The organism is Rhizobium sp. BK591 (genome assembly GCF_014195045.1).
GTDB classification, from domain to species: Bacteria; Pseudomonadota; Alphaproteobacteria; order Rhizobiales; family Rhizobiaceae; genus Rhizobium; species Rhizobium anhuiense.
The window spans coordinates 973,907-992,540 of sequence record NZ_JACIAZ010000001.1 but is presented as its reverse complement, the minus strand read 5'-3'; the positions used below and the strand labels follow the sequence as shown (position 1 = coordinate 992,540).

16 protein-coding genes are annotated in these 18,634 nt (G+C 60.1%); 9 read left to right on the top strand and 7 right to left on the bottom strand.

Annotated features, from left to right (window positions below; genetic code table 11):
- Positions 1–18: 18 nt before the first annotated feature.
- Together arcA and FHX10_RS04790 are read right to left on the bottom strand one after the other, a co-directional pair.
- A complete protein-coding gene (gene arcA / locus FHX10_RS04795; protein ID WP_184389110.1) occupies positions 19–1,248 on the bottom strand; it encodes an arginine deiminase in 1,230 nt (409 codons plus the stop codon).
- Positions 1,249–1,395: 147 nt separating this feature from the next.
- Complete coding sequence (locus FHX10_RS04790) at positions 1,396–1,602, bottom strand: hypothetical protein (protein WP_028755968.1); 207 nt, start codon at positions 1,600–1,602, stop codon at positions 1,396–1,398.
- Positions 1,603–2,042: 440 nt separating this feature from the next.
- Here FHX10_RS04790 and FHX10_RS04785 point away from each other — a divergent pair, with 440 nt between their 5' ends.
- The 3 genes from FHX10_RS04785 (at position 2,043) to FHX10_RS04775 (ending at position 5,798) form a co-directional block, all read left to right on the top strand.
- Positions 2,043–3,290 carry a two-component system sensor histidine kinase NtrB gene (locus FHX10_RS04785; protein ID WP_063475096.1) on the top strand — a complete coding sequence of 416 codons (1,248 nt, stop codon included), beginning with the start codon at positions 2,043–2,045 and terminating at the stop codon, positions 3,288–3,290.
- Positions 3,256–3,924, top strand: a complete 669-nt coding sequence (locus FHX10_RS04780) for a response regulator transcription factor (protein WP_028755967.1) — start codon at positions 3,256–3,258, stop codon at positions 3,922–3,924. The genes FHX10_RS04785 and FHX10_RS04780 overlap by 35 nt, the downstream gene beginning before the upstream one ends.
- A gap of 92 nt (positions 3,925–4,016) precedes the next feature.
- Positions 4,017–5,798 (top strand): membrane protein, encoded by a 1,782-nt coding sequence (locus FHX10_RS04775; protein ID WP_028755966.1) that lies wholly within the window; start codon positions 4,017–4,019, stop codon positions 5,796–5,798.
- A 63-nt stretch (positions 5,799–5,861) separates the two neighbouring features.
- Here FHX10_RS04775 and FHX10_RS04770 read toward each other — a convergent pair whose 3' ends face one another.
- Positions 5,862–6,821, bottom strand: a complete 960-nt coding sequence (locus tag FHX10_RS04770; protein ID WP_028755965.1) for a membrane protein — start codon at positions 6,819–6,821, stop codon at positions 5,862–5,864.
- Positions 6,822–6,978: 157 nt separating this feature from the next.
- On the opposite strand from FHX10_RS04770, the gene FHX10_RS04765 reads away from it, so the two are divergent.
- On the top strand, positions 6,979–7,623 hold the full coding sequence (locus FHX10_RS04765) for a helix-turn-helix domain-containing protein (protein WP_028757836.1): 645 nt from the start codon (positions 6,979–6,981) through the stop codon (positions 7,621–7,623).
- 77 nt (positions 7,624–7,700) lie between these two features.
- Complete coding sequence (locus FHX10_RS04760; RefSeq protein ID WP_028757835.1) at positions 7,701–8,060, top strand: hypothetical protein; 360 nt, start codon at positions 7,701–7,703, stop codon at positions 8,058–8,060.
- 94 nt (positions 8,061–8,154) lie between these two features.
- Here the strand turns inward: FHX10_RS04760 and FHX10_RS04755 are convergent, their stop codons facing one another.
- The 4 genes from FHX10_RS04755 to FHX10_RS04740 form a co-directional block, all read right to left on the bottom strand.
- Complete coding sequence (locus tag FHX10_RS04755) at positions 8,155–10,089, bottom strand: mechanosensitive ion channel family protein (RefSeq protein ID WP_063475097.1); 1,935 nt, start codon at positions 10,087–10,089, stop codon at positions 8,155–8,157.
- A gap of 11 nt (positions 10,090–10,100) precedes the next feature.
- Positions 10,101–11,309 carry an alpha/beta hydrolase gene (locus FHX10_RS04750; RefSeq protein ID WP_028757833.1) on the bottom strand — a complete coding sequence of 403 codons (1,209 nt, stop codon included), beginning with the start codon at positions 11,307–11,309 and terminating at the stop codon, positions 10,101–10,103.
- 392 nt (positions 11,310–11,701) lie between these two features.
- Positions 11,702–12,766 carry a sensor histidine kinase gene (locus FHX10_RS04745; RefSeq protein ID WP_063475098.1) on the bottom strand — a complete coding sequence of 355 codons (1,065 nt, stop codon included), beginning with the start codon at positions 12,764–12,766 and terminating at the stop codon, positions 11,702–11,704.
- 278 nt (positions 12,767–13,044) lie between these two features.
- Positions 13,045–14,490, bottom strand: coding sequence for an MFS transporter (locus FHX10_RS04740; protein WP_063475099.1), 1,446 nt, complete (start codon positions 14,488–14,490; stop codon positions 13,045–13,047).
- 567 nt (positions 14,491–15,057) lie between these two features.
- Here FHX10_RS04740 and FHX10_RS04735 point away from each other — a divergent pair.
- From FHX10_RS04735 to FHX10_RS04720, 4 genes are all read left to right on the top strand, one after another.
- The gene (locus FHX10_RS04735; protein ID WP_063475100.1) at positions 15,058–16,383 is read left to right on the top strand and encodes an ABC transporter substrate-binding protein; all 1,326 of its coding nucleotides are present in this window, start codon (positions 15,058–15,060) and stop codon (positions 16,381–16,383) included.
- Positions 16,384–16,506: 123 nt separating this feature from the next.
- Complete coding sequence (locus FHX10_RS04730) at positions 16,507–17,475, top strand: carbohydrate ABC transporter permease (protein ID WP_174824444.1); 969 nt, start codon at positions 16,507–16,509, stop codon at positions 17,473–17,475.
- Positions 17,472–18,425 (top strand): carbohydrate ABC transporter permease, encoded by a 954-nt coding sequence (locus FHX10_RS04725; RefSeq protein ID WP_028757828.1) that lies wholly within the window; start codon positions 17,472–17,474, stop codon positions 18,423–18,425. Before FHX10_RS04730 ends, FHX10_RS04725 begins: the two co-directional genes overlap by 4 nt.
- On the top strand, positions 18,422–18,634 hold the full coding sequence (locus tag FHX10_RS04720; RefSeq protein ID WP_063475102.1) for a hypothetical protein: 213 nt from the start codon (positions 18,422–18,424) through the stop codon (positions 18,632–18,634). The genes FHX10_RS04725 and FHX10_RS04720 overlap by 4 nt, the downstream gene beginning before the upstream one ends.

The following is an 18,634-nucleotide window of genomic DNA, read 5'->3' as shown; positions in this document are numbered from 1 at the left end:
GTTTCGTGGATGGAAACGTCAGTAAGCAGGGTCGCGCCAGATGGGACATGTCATGCAGTGCCCGCCACCGCGGCCACGGCCGAGTTCGGCGCCGCGAATGGTGACGACCTCGATCCCCGCCTTCCGCAGAAGCGTATTCGTGTAGGTGTTGCGGTCGTAGGCGACGACGACGCCGGGCTCGAGCGCGACGACATTGTTGCCGTCATCCCATTGTTCGCGCTCGGCCTGGTAGGAATTGCCGCCGGTTTCGACGGTGCGCAATCGCGGCAAGTCGAGCGCCTCGCTGACGACATCGAGCATTGGTCGAGTTTCAGGATGAATCTCGAACGTGCCGTCGTCGTCTTTCGGATACATGCTGTAGCAGCGGACCTGGTCGACGACCTCGGCAAACAGCGTGACGACATCGCGATCGCAAAAGCTGAAAACGGTATCCAGGTGCATTGCCGCGCGGCTCTTCGGCATCAGGCAGCCGATCACCCTCTTCGCGGCCTTGCTCCTGAACAGCGCCTGCGCCACCTGACCGACGGCCTGATAGGTCGTACGCTCGCCCATGCCGATCAGGACGGTGCCGTTGCCGATCGGCATGACGTCGCCTCCCTCCATCGAGGCGTTGGCGAACTGATTGTCTGAATCGCCCCACCAGATCTGGAAATCACCGCCGAGGAAGATCGGATGAAACTTGTAGATCGCACGCTGGATCAGCGTTTCGGCGCGTCTTGCCGGCCAGAACATCGGGTTGCAGGTCACGCCGCCGTAGATCCAGCAAGAGGGGTCGCGCTGGAACAGGGTGTTCGGAATGGGCGGGATGACGAAATCCGTCTCCGGCAAGGCGCTGAGCATCAGCGACTTCGCCTTGACCTCAGGCAGGTCGGAGATTGCGATGCCGCCGATCATGAATGCGGCAAGCTGCGTGGGCGGCATTTCGTCAAGCCACGGTCGCATCGCCTCGGCGATCTGCGAGCCGAGGACATTCGGAGTAATGCGCCTGTCCAATACGAAATCGCGCGCCTGTTTGTTGGCAAGCGCCTGGCCAAGCAAGTCGTGGAGCTCGAGAACTTCAACGCCCCGTTCCTGCATCTTCAGCACAAAATCAAAATGATCCCTCTGAGCCTCATGTACCCATAGGACATCGTCAAAAAGCAGATCATGGCAGTTAGCAGGTGTCAGTCGCTGATGAGCCAACGACGGTCTGCAAACCATGACGGTTCTCAATTTCCCGACCTCCGAGTGAACCCCGAAACCACGCATGTGGTCCTCCTTCCGGCTTTCCAGATCGCGGCCGCGTCGGCCGTCCTTCGAAAAGCAGACTATTTCGGCCCGATCGGTCGTGTCATTGATCGCAGACAATCCACGGCACAGTATGTTGCGGTCCTTCCGCCGCTTTGGGGCGAGAGGTCATTGAAGACCCGGAACATCGCAGCGATGGATTTGCCATAGGCGCCAATGGGTGGGATGAATGTCGAGCGCGTCGCCGGTCACCGCATTGATCCAGCCGTCGGGGAGACGCTGGCAGGGGAAAACCAGGGCATGCACGCCTTCGTCGTCGATGACGGCGAGCTCTATATCCTGTTCGAATGGAGCTTCGACTGGCAATCGCCACATTACCAAACCCTCCCGACGATCCACCGGGTCAACCGGACACGAGGTTGTCATTCCGGCACACCAATCATCCAACCGGCAGGTTTTGGCCTGACCGGCGATCAGCCGGCAAGTGTGGGTCTTGTCTGCGGAAATAGATCCGACGAGCTTTGGCCATCGCTCGATCGCCGATATTCCTTGCGGCTCGCCCGCCCACGGGCGGCCCGGCCACTTGCCCGCTGTTTCTCACCATAGTGGAACAATGAGACGGAGGCATTGAGCCGGATCAATGGCGACGAAGTCGGACGACGCGCTATGGGTTTGCGCCGAAGGTTCGCGGAGCAAGACCAATAGAGGCTACGCGATACTACACGGATTACCCGCCCAATGGTGGTATTGTGACCTCATTCTGGAGGAAAGACGGTCCATGGGCCAAGACTTCTCAATGGACGGAGGAGACCATCATGTCCATCAAGATGGCGCCGCCGCGCGTCGTCGCCGAAGCCAGTTCCACCGTCGCAGTCGTCGCAGGACAAGTCCGATCCGGGACGTCGCAGGTGGTGTCTCACGAGCCGGTGCGCGCCTTGCGCGAAGGAAACGACGGGCTGCGGATGGACTGGATCCGGCAACTCCACGAACACATGCCGGACGCCGTGTTTTTTATCGATGGCCGCCATAGAATTTCCGGCTGCAACAAGGCTGCGGTTGCCATGTTCGGTTATGAAGAGCGTGAATTGATGGGTCGAAAGATCGGCCTCGTCTGGCATCCGACGCCGAATGTTCGATTGAATGGGCGCTGGGCAGACCACGGGGCGGTGCGTGCCGGTCTGGCGATCACCAAGAGCGGAGTTCAATTTCCGACCGCACTTACCATTATCAGGAAGGATGATGAAAAAGGCGTCTTCACTGCGGCGATTTTTGAGGACTTTCGAACCGAACGCCAGACCTTGCAGCAAGTTCAGGAGCTGCAGCAAGAGATTGCCCGGCTTGCAAGAATGACTGAGCTGGGGGAGATGGCGTCCACTCTTGCCCATGAGCTTTCCCAGCCGCTGTCGTCTATCGCGGCCTATTCAGAGGGGTGCGGGCGCCTTGTCATGGGCAAGCGTCGCCGGCGCGGTGAAGAGCTTCACGAAGCGCTGCTGGAAATTACGCAGCAGGCGCTCTGGGCAGGAAGTATCGTCCAGAACGTGAGAGAATTCGTCGAGCGTGGCGCTTCCGAGAGGAAACCGGAAACGATGCACGAATTGATCCATAGGGCGACAAGGCTCGCACTCATTGGGTCGCGGCGAAAAGACCTTCACACCGACTTTCGGCTCGAAGCAGTGAAGAACACCATCCTTGGAAACCGCGTTCAGATCGTGCAAGTGCTCACGAACCTCGTTCGCAACGCCTTGGAGGCGACCGAGTGTGTCGAGCAGCCCTTGATTACGATCCGGACAAAAGACAATTCCTCGTATGTCATTGTCGACGTGTCCGACAATGGCTGCGGGATTGCAGCCGAAATGGAAGAGTCGTTGTTTCGTCCTTTCGTGACCGGCAAGCCGCATGGCCTTGGCATGGGCTTGGCATTGTCCAAGCGCATTGTCGAGGCGCATGGAGGCCGAATAAGCGCGCGTAGAAGAACAGAGAATGGTTCAGTCTTCTCGTTCTCGCTTCCGCTGGTGGAGACAGAAGTCGATGGCGAACGACCTTACGATCCATCTCGTCGATGACGAGGAGGTATTGAGACGATCTTTGACATTCTTGCTGGTATCGGCAGGGTTTGCCGTGCGAGCACATAGTTGCGCAAAAGCATTTCTGGATATTCTGCCGCTTTCGGGCCGAAACTGCCTTGTGACGGATCTGCGCATGCCTGATGTCAACGGCATCGAATTGCTCCAACGTCTGCGCCGGTTCGGCGTAGACGTTCCGGCGATCGTCATTACCGGCCAGGGCGATATCGCTGCAGCCGTTCAGGCGATGAAGGCGGGAGCGTCGGATTTCCTCGAAAAGCCTCTCAGGGAGGAAGCACTGATCGCGGCGATCAATCTGGCAATGGGACAAAGGCGTCCAGGCAGCGCAATCGCCGATTCCGAAAGCGTCGCGGCACGAGTTCGTCAGCTCACGGACCGCGAACATCAGGTTCTGATCGGCGTGCTCGATGGTCTGCAGAACAAGATGATCGCCTATCATCTCGGCATCAGCTCGCGCACGGTGGAGGTCCACCGCGCCAATGTCATGGCCAAGATGGGAGCTCGCAATCTTGCAGAGCTCATGCGCATGGCCATCGCCATCGACGCGGTCGAGCAGTCGACCGAAACCGGACGGATCTCACCGGCCAACACCTGGCCAGCCTGCGCGCGATAATTCGAAAAGCGGTGCTTGCAACTGGACGCTCCTCAGATATGATGCTTTAGAAGACGCTTATATAATTGCGTGATCTTGTCGTAGGGGCGATCATGAGAAACGCAACAAAGATCGATGTATTCAGCAGTCTTGGACCGACGGCTGAGGAAATCTGCCGGCAAGTCGAGCGAATTCTCGCAAGTGAAGAATTTCACGCGCCGAAGCGCGGGCGAAATTTTTTGGAATTTGTTGTCAGCGAGACGCTCGCTGGTCGATCAGGTTTCCTGAAGGCATTTACCATCGCAAATATGGTTTTTGGTCGGGAAGCGTCATTCGACCCGCAGAATGATCCAGTCGTCAGGATCGAGGCGGGCCGAATACGAAAGGCCCTGGAACGTTATTATCTCGTCGCAGGCCAGGCGGATGACGTCATTATTACGGTGCCGAAAGGCGGATACGTGCCGCATTTCGAATATACCCGCGACGCGCCAATGCCGGCTCGGCCCGAAAAAGACCCGGAAAATCCGCGGATCGGAGAATTTGCTGATCAAGATCATTCACCTCATGAGGCGCGCCGTCCGCCGCCGATTGCTCGTGGTCTCGGAACCGGTCTGCTGGCCATTCTTCTTCTTCTCGCCCTTGCATCGGCATTTCTTGTGGCGGGAAGTGCCCCGATCAGACCATTGCCGACGCATAAACATACCTCCCCGCCGACGGTAGCTGTCGAGGTTTTTGCAGAGAGCAACTCCGTCGATTCCAATTCGGATATCGCCCGCGGCCTGAGAGACGATGTTATCGGCCAGCTTGCCCAGCTCGAAGACATCGTCGTGGTCGCCGATCCGCCGCCGGGTGATCATGCCGCTGCTGCCGACTACGCGCTTCAGGGCAACGTCCAGACGGATGGAAGCCGGTTGCGCTCCGTTGCCAGGCTGGTGCGTCGGGCAGACGGGGCCGTCATCTGGGCCAATAATTTCGATGCCGATCTTCGCGCTCAGAACAAGCTCTGGATTCAAACAAATGTTGCCCGGCAAATCGCCGGTGCGATAGCGCAGCCCCACGGCGCCATCTTTCAGGCCGAAACAGCCATGATCGCGCAGGCGGCGCAGAAGGCAGACCAGGATGCCCGTGCCTGTATCCCGGCCTACTATAGCTATCTCCAGGCGATGACTTCGCAAAGTCATGGCGCGGTGCGCGAGTGCCTGCAACAGGCTATCCGGCGCACCCCCGATAATGCGACGTCATGGGCGCTCTTGTCCCTGGTCTATCTTGACGAAATCAGATTTCGCTACAGGCTCGGCACACCATCTTCGGCCAAGCCCCTCGAATTGGCAACGGCTTCGGCGCAGCGGGCGGAATCGCTGGCGCCGGATAATCCCCGCGTGCTTCGCGCCGTTATGCTGGTGAACTTCTTCCGTGGAGATATCGACAAGGCGCTGGCGGCCGGGACGGCGGCCTATGGCGCAGATCCCGACGATGTGGAAGTTGCGGGCGAGTACGGCTTGCGATTGGCGATGTCGGGCAAATGGCAATCGGGTTGCGAGTTGATAGCGATCGCGCTTGACAAAAATGCCGGCCCCAGTGGCTATTACGAGGCGGGTATGGCGATGTGCGCATTTATGAGAGGCGATATCGAAGCGGCAGAACAATGGTCGCGAATATCGGATCTCGACGGCAACCCCATGCGCCGCCTTGCCTTGCTGTCCATTCTCGGAGCCGCGGGGAAGATGGAGGACGCCAAGTTGGAGCAGGATTGGCTCCAGTCCCACGCGCCGGCATTGATGACGAACATCCGCCAGGAGGTTTCGCTGCGCTTGCAGCGCCCGGCGGATCAGGAAAGGTTCTTTGCCGGCCTGCGCGCCGCAGGGGTGGCCGTCGACCTGCCATCGGGAGGATAATGGCACGAACGATCCGGGTGGACGGTCCCGCCGGCGATGGGAAGGCGGTCGCTTGCTATGCGGCTATGGAATCGGATCTGCGCCGCTCAGTTTCTGGTTGCTTGAAATTTCCATAACGATTTGAGCGGCAATTTCGTCCTCGACATCGAGAATGGTTTGATCGCGCAACTCGCGATCATATTGATTTGCCCAGACGACCGTGCCGTCGGCGCCGTTGATCAGGCGGACATGCAGATGCAGGACTGTGCCCTCGACAAGGATGCTTCCCTGCAGATTGAACAGCGAGCCGGTCGTCTCCATCCCGGATCGATCGGGAGCAAGCACGACGAGGTTGTCCACTTTCATGAGCTTGGCGATCAGCTGATCGGCCAGCCCCTTGGCAAAATCCGCGCCGCGCGCAGTACCGCCGAGGGCTGCGAAGGGTTCGACAACAATCCTGGTTTTGCTTTTCAACGTCGAGACGGCAGCCGGCGGCGTTTTCGGCGGCGACAGGTAGGATTCGAGCGGGCGGATGAGGGCGAGTACCGCCATTGCGCCGAAGAGCGCGGGAATGCCGATCGGCAGGAGAAGATCGCGATATCGCATCGATCGCTGATGCCCGGGATGGCGGTGCCTGTTCTCCCGATTTGGCGCATCGGCGGCCTCGACGTTCGAGGTGTCTTCATCGCTTGAAAAATGTGGAGCATAGCCCCCTTTGGGAATGGTGATTTGTATCGGGTCGCTGCTTCCGCAGACGAGATAGTATCGTTCAAGGGCGCGACGGATCCGCCCGGCTTCGATACGGACAACCGGATCGTTCTGTGCATCGAAGGAGGCATCGCGGCCGAACACGGCCTGTGCAATCGTAAAAGCCTTGAGCTGTCCGGCGTGGCCTTCAAGCGTCTCTTCCACAATATATTGCAGGAAGCGGCGCCCGCGTTCAGGCGCAAGAAATTCCGGGCTTGCGAGTATACGATCAAGCTGCGCGCGAACGCTTTCGGTATCTTGACGTGCCTGGCTGCCCCCTCCCTCTTCCGGTGCCATCTAGACCTCCCGCGATACCGCCGTATCACTCTCAAGGGGTGGAAGCATTATACACCCATCGGCGGTCGCGTGCTTCCGTAGCAATACGTAAGGGGTATCTCGAATACCGAGGCACGCAGCGATTGCTTATGCTGAACGCGGATGGGGGACGACGCACATGTTCCAGGGTCACGCGATCGGAAAATACACAACGGTTCCCGGCCACCACCATGGAACGGTTTCCGCGACGGCCAAAGATCAGTCGATCAAACTCAGCGCCGACGAAACGATCTACAGCGAAGGCGAATATGCCCTTGCCATCTACCAGGTCGAAGCAGGCGCCGTGCGGATTTACCGCCTGACGTCGAGCGGCCAGCGGCATATCCTATCCTTCTGCGGCAAGGGCGAATGGTTCGGGCTCGAAAACGGGAATGTCCGGACCGATTTTGCAGAGGCCATTTGCGAAACGCGCGTAAGGCCGTTTCGCACCAATCAGGACGCGGTCGTCCCCATCGATCTTTTGCACATTGCCCTGACGAACCTGGCAAAGGCGCAATGCAAACAACTCATCATCAGCGAGCAAAGCGCCTTGAAGCGCCTTGCAGCCTTCGTTCAGGAGATGGCCGACCGCCATCCCGAGGATCCGGAATTCGATATGATGATGTCTCGCAGCGATATTGCCGACTATCTCGGGCTGACGGTCGAAACGGTTGCCCGCTCTTTTACGAAGCTCCGGGAGAAACGCATCCTTCGTCTTGCCGGCAAATCACAACGGATTGTACGGCTTCTCGATCGCGATGCGCTCGTCGCCTTGACGATTTAGCAATGCAGAGTGTGACAGCGGTCTTTGCGAATCTGACGATACGCGCGGCGCTGCAGGCTACGATAGAGGATTGAACCATGACACATGCGTCCCGCCGAAAATCGATCGCATTGGCCAGAAGAGCTCTTGCGGGCCTGGTCGCCGCGCCGACTCTGGTCGCAGCTTTTCCACTGCACGCCGTCCATGCCGAGGATGATCCCTTCTCTCAGTTTCCGTTGGTCATCCATTGCAAGTACAACGAAACCTACCATGCCTTTTACATATCGCGTGTCTCGCAAGACGGCGTGGCGACCTATGTCGCATCCGACCGGATCGCCGGCACGATCACGCTCGATGGACAGGCAAAGGCGATCGGCGGCGCCGGCGGCGGCAGCTGCGTCGGCAAGACGCTGGTGGAGCTTCGTGCGTCTCAGCAGGCCTATGATCTGAAACCTTAGCGCATCGGCCCGAAAATCGGAATCGATTTTCGGAAAGCACAATGCGACGATTGAACGTGTTGGAGTATCCTTTCATCTGCCGTGGCCGGCGAGGTCACTTCGCCGGCGTCGCCGATTTTGCCGCCTGCTGCGCAAGGATCGCTTGAGCGGCCGCCGCGCCGCCACCCTTGTCGTCGCCTCCGACTTGCACCGTTGGCTGCGCGAATGCGATGCCGTTGGCCAGGAACAACTCGCGAATCTTGGCATAGGCTTTGCGACGGATATAAGTCTGCATGCCCGGAACCGTGGTCATGGCGAAGCTCAACACGATGCCGTAGTCGCCGAACTGCTCGACGCCCTTCATTTTCAGCGGCTCGATGAAGTGCTGGCCGAGTTCCGGATCTTCCATCAGATCGGCTCCGACCTTCTTGGTCAGCTTGCGCGCCTTGTCTATGTCGGTATCGAATCCGACGGTGATCCTGAACTTGTCGATCACCCAGTCCCGGCTCATGTTCTCGACGGCACCCAATTCGCTGAACGGCACCGTGAACACCGGGCCGCGATGATGGCGCAAACGCACCGAGCGCAGGCTGAAGCTCTCCACCGTCCCCTTGTAGTCCTTGGCCTGGATGTATTCACCCACACGGAAGGCGTCGTCGAGCATGTAGAAGACACCGTTGATCACGTCTTTGACCAAAGTCTGCGAGCCGAAACCGATGGCGACCCCGAAGATGCCCGCTCCGGCGATCAGCGGTCCGATCTGCACACCCAATTGCGCCAGCACGATCAGCCCCGCCATGACCGCGACAGCAACGGCCAATGCATTGCGAAGGATCGGGAGAAGTGTCCGAAACCGCGCGCGTCGGGCTGCGTCGGCCGGCGCAAGCGATGTCGTGCTGGTCGATACACGCAGCGTTCGATCGATCCAACCCCGCGCCACTTGCCAAAGAAGGTCGGCGACCACGAGGATCAGGACGCTCTTCAAGCCGCCGTAAAACAGAGCCGCGATCATCGGGTCGCGCCGACCCAGCGTGTCTGGATTGAGACGCCAGACAAGCGCCAGCCATCCCACGGCGAGCGCGATAACTGCGGCGCGCGCACCGCGGGCGACCAGGATACCGCGCAGGCTGCCGGGATCGCTGGTGAAGGACAGCGCCATGCGGCCGACGGCATTCAGGACCGCCGGCAATATCAGCGCGTAGATGCCGATCCAGAACAGGCCCTTCATATTGAGGCACCAGACGAGCCACAGGACGACGAGGAAAGCCGTTAGCGCCGCCTTCCAGGCGCGGCTTCCTTCCCAGATCGACCACACGGACTCGATGGCAAAAAGCAGCCCAATCACGGAGAAGCAGTAGCTGATTGCGTCGCTGGCTTCAGGGGAAACGCCGAGCGGCTCGCCGACGGCTGCTGTCGCGCTCGCAAAGCTGATGAGCCCGAACAGGATCAATAGCCTCATCCGCAGCGACGAGCCCATCGCTACCGCGGACAGGAGTGCAGCCGCCAATCGAAACAGGATGAAAGCCGAGAGATAGGCAAGGAGCGTCACTCGCGCGAGCGGCGGCCATTCGACTGCGAAAAAGACGATGCCCATCGCGCCGGCGAATATGCCGACTGGGATAAGCCGGCCAAACAATGCCTCGCGACGTGCGGCAAACCTGCGATACACCGCCTCGGCGGCGAGACCAAAGGCGACCAGACCGCCGAATATGACGAATACCGGCGCATAGCCTCTGTCGGCAGCTTCGCGCCTTGCTCTCGTTGCCGCCGCCGTCACCTCTGCCGGAATCGCCGGGATCGCGGCCAGAATCGCGTTCACACGCCCCCGCACGCCGGCCTCCCACCTGGCCAAGGCCGAATGGCCGGCCGGTGAAACGGATGGCGCGGATCCGCTCTCCTGCTTGCGGCTATCGAGCCAGACTTTCACCTCGGGATCCTGCAGCAAGCGCACGAGTTCGTCGACCTTCTGCTGAGGGCTTACCGGTGGCGTTTGCGCCAAAGCGCTCAATGCGAAGAAAAAGGCGGCGGTGAAGGAAAGCAGCCATTTCAACCTGAGACTCCTCATTGCGTCAGCGTTTGTTGTTTCAGGTCGCCGTCGAGCGTCTCGTTGGCGGATCGTGGCGGCCTCCTCCGCGTGACGGGCTGCTCGATGATCGCAACCGGCGCCGCGACGGCGGTGGCCGCTACAGTGCCGATATTTGCCACCGTGCCGCCGACGACAGCTGTAATGCCCTGGCCCAGCGTGACCTTGGAATCGGTAAGGGTCTGGCCGGTCATAAGGCGCTGGCCGATGAGTTGGACAATCTCGGGACTTTCCGCAAATTTGCCGTGATTGAGCTTGTCGTTGGTCTTCACCTTCGTCAGGTCGATGGCGGTGATGCCGGCCTTTTCCAGTTTCGAGCGGTAGGGCTCTTCAGCAGGGTTGATCGCACCGAGACGGGATACACGTCCGGTGAGAAAGCTGGAGACTGCAAGAGCCTTGTCATCCTGGGAGACGAAGATCGTGAATTTCGGGCGCGGTTCGCCCATCTCCACATATTGTTTGGCGAAGACCTGAATGTCGATGTCAGGCGAGGCCAGGATGACATTGTGGATTTTCGAATTAACGTGACCGTCGCGTATCCCCATCTGCCGCAGGGATTCCATGGCAAGCCAGGTCCCCATAGAGTGGGCCATGACGGTGATGTCCTTGACGTTGGGATCGGCCGCCAGCGTGCGAAGCGCCTGCTCCAGCGCCGTGCGCGAATAGTTCGTACTTTCCTTGTCGTACTGGTAGGCAGTGATTTCCGCTCGTGACGGCCAGGTGAACAGGACGGGCGTCGCCTGCATCTTGCTGTCGTGCACGATCTGCGCCAGCCGGAAGACAGAATCCTCATAGGTGTTGTTGAAGCCATGAATGAAGACGAGTGCATGCCCGCCGTTCACGTGCTGTCGGAACCAGACGCGCCCTTGCGCGACGGTGTCGATTTGCTGAACGTTCGTCACGGCAAAGTCGGTGGCGGGATCGGGGGGAAGGCGTTTAGGCCACTGAACCGTGCCGGCTTCACGCTTTGCCGGGATTGAAATGGAGATCTGGGTCAGATGTGGCTTGGAACTGCGCTCGCCGTTGAAGAGTGTGGCCGGGCTTCCGGAAGGCTCGCGCGTGGTCGCAACCAGCATGTCGACCCTTGATGTTGGCGGCGTCGATGAAATTGAAACGGGTGTCATCACGCCGCCCGGATGCCCGCAACTCGTTAGAAGAAGAAAAAGAGCCACACTACGCTTTGCCATTCACGCATCCAGCAATCGCCCAGGAGGAGGCGTCGGAGCCGGAATACTAGCAGCTGGGTCGCAGCGGCGCCTGTAGCATCACGTAATATCTGTATGCTTTGAAAGCGATCGTTGCGCAGAGGCATGGATAGGAGTCACGTCCCGCACAGGCCGTCCGAGCGCAGCGAAAGAAAGCAGGCTTTGGCAACAGGTGTCGGATATAGCATAGCTTACGGCTATCCGACCGGAAGATCGTGTCCGGCACGATCTGGCTGCTGCGGGCAGACTTCTTCCCGTGCCCGCTGCGGGTCGACCGTAAACAGATCATCGCGCTCTGGAGCTCGGGCGATGCTTCAGGGGCGCGCAACCTTTCAAGAAAAGATCGGCCGGCAAGCCTTTAGGCTGCACAAACACTACTTCCCCTCATGCAACGAAAACACCAATGTCGCCTTGGTGCCGTCATGCCCGGGATCATAAGCGAAATCCGATTTCAAACTCGCGGCCATGGCCGTCAGAATGCGCGTGCCGAGGCCGGTTCCTCTGGCCGGGCTCGACGGGTCGAAACCGGCGCCGTCATCCTCGACGATGACGCGCAATATCTCGTCCGTTTGGTCGACGAGGACGCGGATCTCGCCCGGCACGCTATCCGGATAGGCATATTTGAAGGCATTGGTGACAAGCTCGCTGACGATCAGCCCAAGCGTGATCACCTTGTCGGTCGCCAGGTTGACCGGCTCAGCAGTAAGCACGATGCGGTGTGGCCGCTTGTCGTCGCGCATCGAGGCTTCAAGTTCGGTGAGCAGGCTGTTCAGATATTCGTCAAGCTGCACCGAGCCGATCTGCCGGTTGGTGTAGAGCCGGCGGTGCACGCTGGCGATGGCGTTGATGCGCATCTGCGTTTCATGCAGCGCATCGATCGCCACCTGGTCCTTGGTCATCGAAGACTGCATGCGGATCAGCGCGCCGACGAGGCCGAGGCTGTTGGCGATACGGTGGTTGACTTCGGTAAGCAGCATCTCGGCAAGGTCGCGCTGCTGGCGGATCACCTCCTGCGCCTGCGCCGTTTCGCGGCGAAAACGCGCCCGCTCCAGCGCCTGTTCGAGGGCAGCGGCCAGCAGGTCGAAATAATCGGCTGAGATCTCCTTGAGCATGTAGTCATCGGCGCCGGCCTTCAGCGCCGCAACCGCGATGCTGGTATCGTCCGAACCCGTCGCATAGATGACCGGCGGATGATCCGGCATCGCCGCAATGCAAGGCAAAATGTCGAGGCCGGTCTCGTCAGCCAGGACATGATCGAGCACGACGGCATCGATGCCGCCTTCGCCGAGTCTCGCAAGGCCGGCAGCGCCATTCTCAGCCCACTCCACCGAAAAGCCGCGCCGGAGCAGGTTCTTCTGCATCAGCAGGGCAAGCTCCTCGTCGTCGTCGATATAGAGGATGTGGATCAGGGCATCCGCATCGCCGCTAGAATTGCTCATTCCGTCTCCCGGCGTTCTCTCTGAGCGACGAACGCCCGCAAGCGTCCGAGTCGTCCGCATGGCAATGTCGTATTGCATTGACCGCCTGGGGTAAACAGCGGTTATCCCTCGCTCTTGTCGCAGGCGACGCGGAAGAAGGATGTCGGGCAGCCGGCATTTTCAGATCATGACCATGGCCTGGGGAAGATCCCATGGAAGCCGATGAAAGAGGTTGGGAACGAGAACCCTGAAGTAAGATCCATAAACGCCGAGCGGCCCGATTGGTTCCGCAGGCCAAGCTAATTTTTCTGGAATTTCCGATGGCCGGATACTTCGGCCCCCGCCTCCACCGGCAATTGCAGGAAGCGTAGCGACGAGACGATGCCGATCGCGCCGACCACGACGAAAGCCCAGCGAAAATCGGCAAGAACGGGATTGTCGGCGCCCCTGAGGGCCGAGGCGATATTGAGCACGGCCGCCGCCACAGCCACGCCGAGCAGCATCGACACCTGCTGCAGCATGCTCGACAGCGTCGAGGCCGAGCTTCGCTGCGCCGGGCCGATATCGGCAAAAGCCAGCGTGTTCAGCGCGGTGAATTCCATCGACCGCGACAGGCCGGCGAGAAAAAGTAGCGCATGGATGAAAAACGGCGGCGTCGCCGGCGAAAGGAAGCCGCAGCCGACAATCGAAAGCGCCGCGATCAACCCATTGACCCCGAGCACGGTGCGGAAGCCGAAGAACCGCAGCAGCGGCGTCGTCACCGCCTTCATGCTGAAATTGCCGAGGAAATAGACGAGCAGATAGGTGCCGGCGGCAATCGAGCTCAGTCCGAAGCCGAGCTGGAACAGCAGAGGCAGCAGGAACGGCGTCGCATTGATGGCCATCCGGCAGGCCGTGCCCGCCGACAGCGTCGACATCGAAAAGGTCTGGATGCGGAAGGCCGAAAGGTCGAGCAGTGGATTGTCGACGGCGAGAAAATGCCGAGTCGCCATGACCGAAAGCACGATGCCCGCCGCCAGCATTGAAATGATCGGCAAGAGACCGCCGTCCCATTTGACCGAAAGCTCCAACGCGGCAAGCAGGAAGGTCAGTCCCGCAGCGCTGAGGACGAAGCCCATCAGATCCAGCCGGCCGGGATTGCTCTCGCGCTGCTCCGGCACGAAGCGTAGCACCAGCGCCATGCCGAGAATGCCGATCGGGATGTTGATGAGGAAGTTCCAGTGCCAACTGGCATAGGTGGTGATGAAGCCGCCGAGCACCGGGCCGATCACCGGCGCCGTCAGCGCCGGCCAGGTGATCAGCGCGATCGCCTGCACCAGTTCCGACTTGCGGGCATTCTTGAGCACGATGATGCGCCCGACCGGCGTCATCAGCGCACTGCCCGCCCCCTGGACGGCGCGCCACAGCACGAATTCCGCAAGGCTGCCGGAGAGCCCGCAGAACAGCGAGGCGCCGGTAAAAACGGCAATCGACATCAGGAAGATACGGCGCGCGCCGAACCGATCGCCGAGCCAGCCCGACAGCGGAATGAAAGCGGCCATCGTCAGCATGTAGACGGTGATGCCGATGCTCATCGACACCGGCTGCACGCCGAAGCTTGCCGCCATCTGCGGCAGCGAGGTGGTGACGATCGTGCCGTCGAGGATCTGCATGAAGAAGGAAACGGCAACGACCAGCGCCACGATTTTCGCCTGGCGGCTGCTCGCCGCCTCTTGCCCGTTCTCGCTCGTCTCTGCCGTGGTCATCGATCTGCCAATGAAAATTCCGGATGACGCGGCAGGGAAACGGGAAGGAAGCCGATCGGAGAGCTGTCGCGCGGAGGCGCGCGGACATGGAAAGCCGCGCACTGGCTGAATACGCCCGTTGCAGCCGGCCGGAAAGGCTAAATCTCGCACTGCGCAGGAATATTCCCGATAGGGCCGGACGGCGGCCGACATCGATCCCCAGAAAGGATTCAAGAAAAAGGCCCCGCCGAAGCGAGGCCAAGCCTGATCCGCTCCGGGGAAAAACAGGAGCGGCGCACAATCCATATCGGGCGATCGATGTCGCAGCGAGGCCAGATGTCGCTGCTTTGGTACGCTTGCGGAGAAATTTCCCGATTTCGCGGAAAAGATTGCGCCCAGAAAGTCGCTGTCGGGTGGGCGCGACAGCTGTGCACTGCAGCAACGATTGCCGCTTGCAATGTTTATAAAAATAGTTTTCACTAAACATATTGCTAAACATGATGATTGAGGAGTTCATGTGAGCATTTTCTGAAACGGGTGAACATGCGACGCCGGCGGGGAGCCGGCCCTTGGTTCTGGGAGGAACTTATGCAGAAAACATCGAAAGCCCTTTTGGGGCTGGCCACGGCATTCGTCATGTCGTCGGCATTGCCCAATCTCGCCAAAGCCGATGAACTGACGCTGTGCTGGGCCGCCTGGGACCCCGCCAATGCGCTCGTCGAGCTGTCGAAGGATTTCACCGCCAAAACCGGCACGCAGATGAAGTTCGAATTCGTTCCGTGGACGAGTTATGCCGACCGCTTCCTCAACGAACTGAACTCCCATGGCAAGCTCTGCGATCTCATCATCGGTGACAGCCAGTGGATCGGCGGATCGGCCGAGAACGGCCACTACGTCAAGCTCAACGACTTCTTCGACAAGGAAGGCATCAAGATGGATGACTTCGTGCCGGCGACGGTCGTCGGCTACTCGGAATGGCCGAAGAACACCCCGAACTACTGGGCACTGCCCGCCATGGGCGACGTCGTCGGTTGGACCTACCGCAAGGACTGGTTCGAGAAGCCGGAACTGCAGAAGGAATTCAAGGCAAAATACGGTTGGGATCTCGCAGCGCCGAAGACCTACGATCAGCTGAAGCAGATCGCCGAATTCTTCCAGAAGCGTGAAATCGACGGCAAGACCGTCTATGGCGCCTCGATTTATACCGAACGCGGCTCCGAAGGCATTACCATGGGCGTGACCAACGTCCTCTATGACTGGGGCTTCCAGTACGACAATCCGAAGAAACCCTATGACATGGAAGGCTTCGTCAACTCGGACGACGCGGTCAAGGGCCTCGAATTCTACAAGTCCCTCTATGATTGCTGCACCCCGCCCGGCAGCTCGAACGTCTACATGGTCGAATCCGCCGATGCCTTCAAATCCGGCCAGGTCGCCATGCAGATGAACTTCGCCTTCACCTGGCCCGGCCTCTATAAGGACGAAAAGGTCGGCGGCGACAGGATCGGCTTCTTCCCAAATCCAGCTGAAAAGGAGCATTTTGCCCAGCTCGGCGGCCAGGGCATCTCGGTGGTCTCCTACTCCGACAAGCGCGACGCCGCCCTGCAGTATATCAAGTGGTTCGCCCAGCCTGATGTGCAGGCCAAATGGTGGGAACTCGGCGGCTTTTCCTGCCTGAACTCCGTCGTCAACGCGCCAAGCTTTGCCAAGAGCCAGCCCTATGCCCAAGCCTTCCTGGACTCGATGGCGATCGTCAAGGACTTCTGGGCTGAGCCGAGCTACGCCTCACTGCTGCAGGCCATGCAGAAACGCGTCCACAACTACGTGGTCGCCGGCAACGGCACCGCCAAGGAAGCGCTGGACGGTCTGGTGAAGGATTGGGGCGACGTCTTCAAGGACGACGGCAAGATCTAGCGCGTGGCATCACTGTTGCGTGTCATCCTCGCCAGGATGGCGGCCCGGATCGGCAGACGAGCCGGGCCGCCAGATCTGCCATATGCCAAAAGACCCCGTACCCCAATAAGACCAGGTGAAAACTTGACTATGTCCCATTCCTCCATCGTCGAGAAGGCAGCCGACGCAACAGCAAGGGCAACGCCGGTCTCGGTCGCCCGGCGCGTCCGCGGGCTCTCCGACAGGGCGATCGCCTGGCTGTTCATTGCACCGGCCATCACCTTGCTGCTGGCGATCAACATCTTCCCGCTGCTTTGGGCGGTCTATCTCTCCTTCACCAATTACCGCGCCAACCGGCCGAATGCGCCGGTCCAGGGCGTCGGCCTTGGAAATTACCAGCGCGTCCTCAACGATCCCGACATCTGGTTTGCGATGCAGACCACCGCGCATTTCGTCTTCTGGACGATCGTGCTGCAGACGGTGATCGGTTTCACGCTGGCCTATCTGATCGACCGCAAGTTTCGCGGCCATGCCTTCTGGACGACGATCATCCTGATTCCGATGATGCTGTCGCCTGCCGTGGTCGGCAATTTCTGGCGCTTTCTCTACGAGCCGCAGATCGGCCTCTTTGCCTATGCCGTGTCGCTGATATCAGGCATTCCGACATCGGAGATCCAGATGCTCGGCAACGTCACTCTGGCGCCCTGGGCGATCATCATCGTCGATACCTGGATGTGGACGCCCTATGTGATGCTGATCTGCCTCGCCGGCCTGCGCTCCATCCCCGATTATATCTATGAGGCGGCCGAGGTCGACCGCGCTTCGCCCTGGCGCCAGTTCTGGTCGATCACCGTGCCGATGGCCCTGCCCTTCATCATGCTCGCCGTGCTCTTCCGCGGCATCGAGAATTTCAAGATGTTCGACATGGTGACGCTGCTCACCGGCGGCGGGCCCGGCTCGGTCACCGAAGTCGCTTCGATCACGCTGAAACGCGCGGCCTTCGAAAGCTGGGCGACCGGCCGGGCCTCGGCCTTCGCCATCATCCTCTTCGTCGCGGTGTTTGGCCTCGCCAACATCTACGTCAAGGCATTGAACAAGGTGAAGCAACGATGAGCGCCGCCAACTCCGCCCATTCGGTCGTCGAACCGAGCCTTTCCAGCAAGCGCATCGCCGGCACCATCGTCGTCCTATACGCGCTGATCACCCTCATCCCACTCGTCTGGATCTTCCTGACCAGCATCAAGTCGCCGCCGGATTCGATCAGCTATCCCCCGAAGATCGTCTTCACGCCGTCGCTCGAAGGCTATTGCAACCTGTTCACGACGCGCACCCGGCAAACGCCTGATTATATCGCCTCGCTGCCGGCGCCGGTCGGAGCCTGCGATGAGGTGACGCGCAAGCGCAACATGGTGATCGCCGGCCCGTCGAACTTCCTGCCGCGCTTCGTCAATTCGCTGGTGATCGCCTTCGGCTCCACTTTCCTGGCGGTCTTCCTCGGCACGCTTGCCGCCTATGGCTTCTCACGCTTCAAGGTGCCGCTCGCCGACGACCTGCTGTTCTTCATCCTGTCGACACGCATGATGCCGCCGATCGCCGTCGCCATCCCGATCTACCTGATGTACCGCGAGCTCGGCCTGTCGGACACGGCGCTCGGCATGATCCTGCTCTACACCGCCGTCAACGTCTCGCTTGCCGTCTGGCTGCTCAAGGGCTTCATCGACGAGATCCCGCGCGAATACGAGGAAGCAGCGATGATCGACGGCTATACCAGGCTGCAGGCCTTCCGAAAGGTCGTGCTGCCGCAGGCGACCACCGGCATTGCCGCGACGGCGATCTTCTGCCTGATCTTCGCCTGGAACGAATATGCCTTCGCCGCCCTTCTGACCTCGGGCGAGGCCCAGACCGCGCCGCCCTTCATCCCGACGATCATCGGCGAAGGCGGACAGGACTGGCCGGCGGTCGCCGCCGGCACGACGATCTTCCTGATCCCCATCCTCGTCTTCACCATTCTTCTGCGCAAGCAGTTGCTGCGCGGCATCACCTTCGGAGCCGTCCGCAAATGAGCCATCTGATCGAGACACGCACTCCCGCCCGTCCGAAGCGACCGTTCTTCCTGCGTCGTGGCCCGATGGAGACCATCGCCACCGTGCTGATCGGGCTCGGTTTCCTGATGCTGTTCCAGCCCTTCCTGCTGGTGCTCTACACCTATTCGCTGGTGACCCTGCTCATAGGCACCGTCATGTTCATCATCGTTTCGAAATTCCCGGAGTGA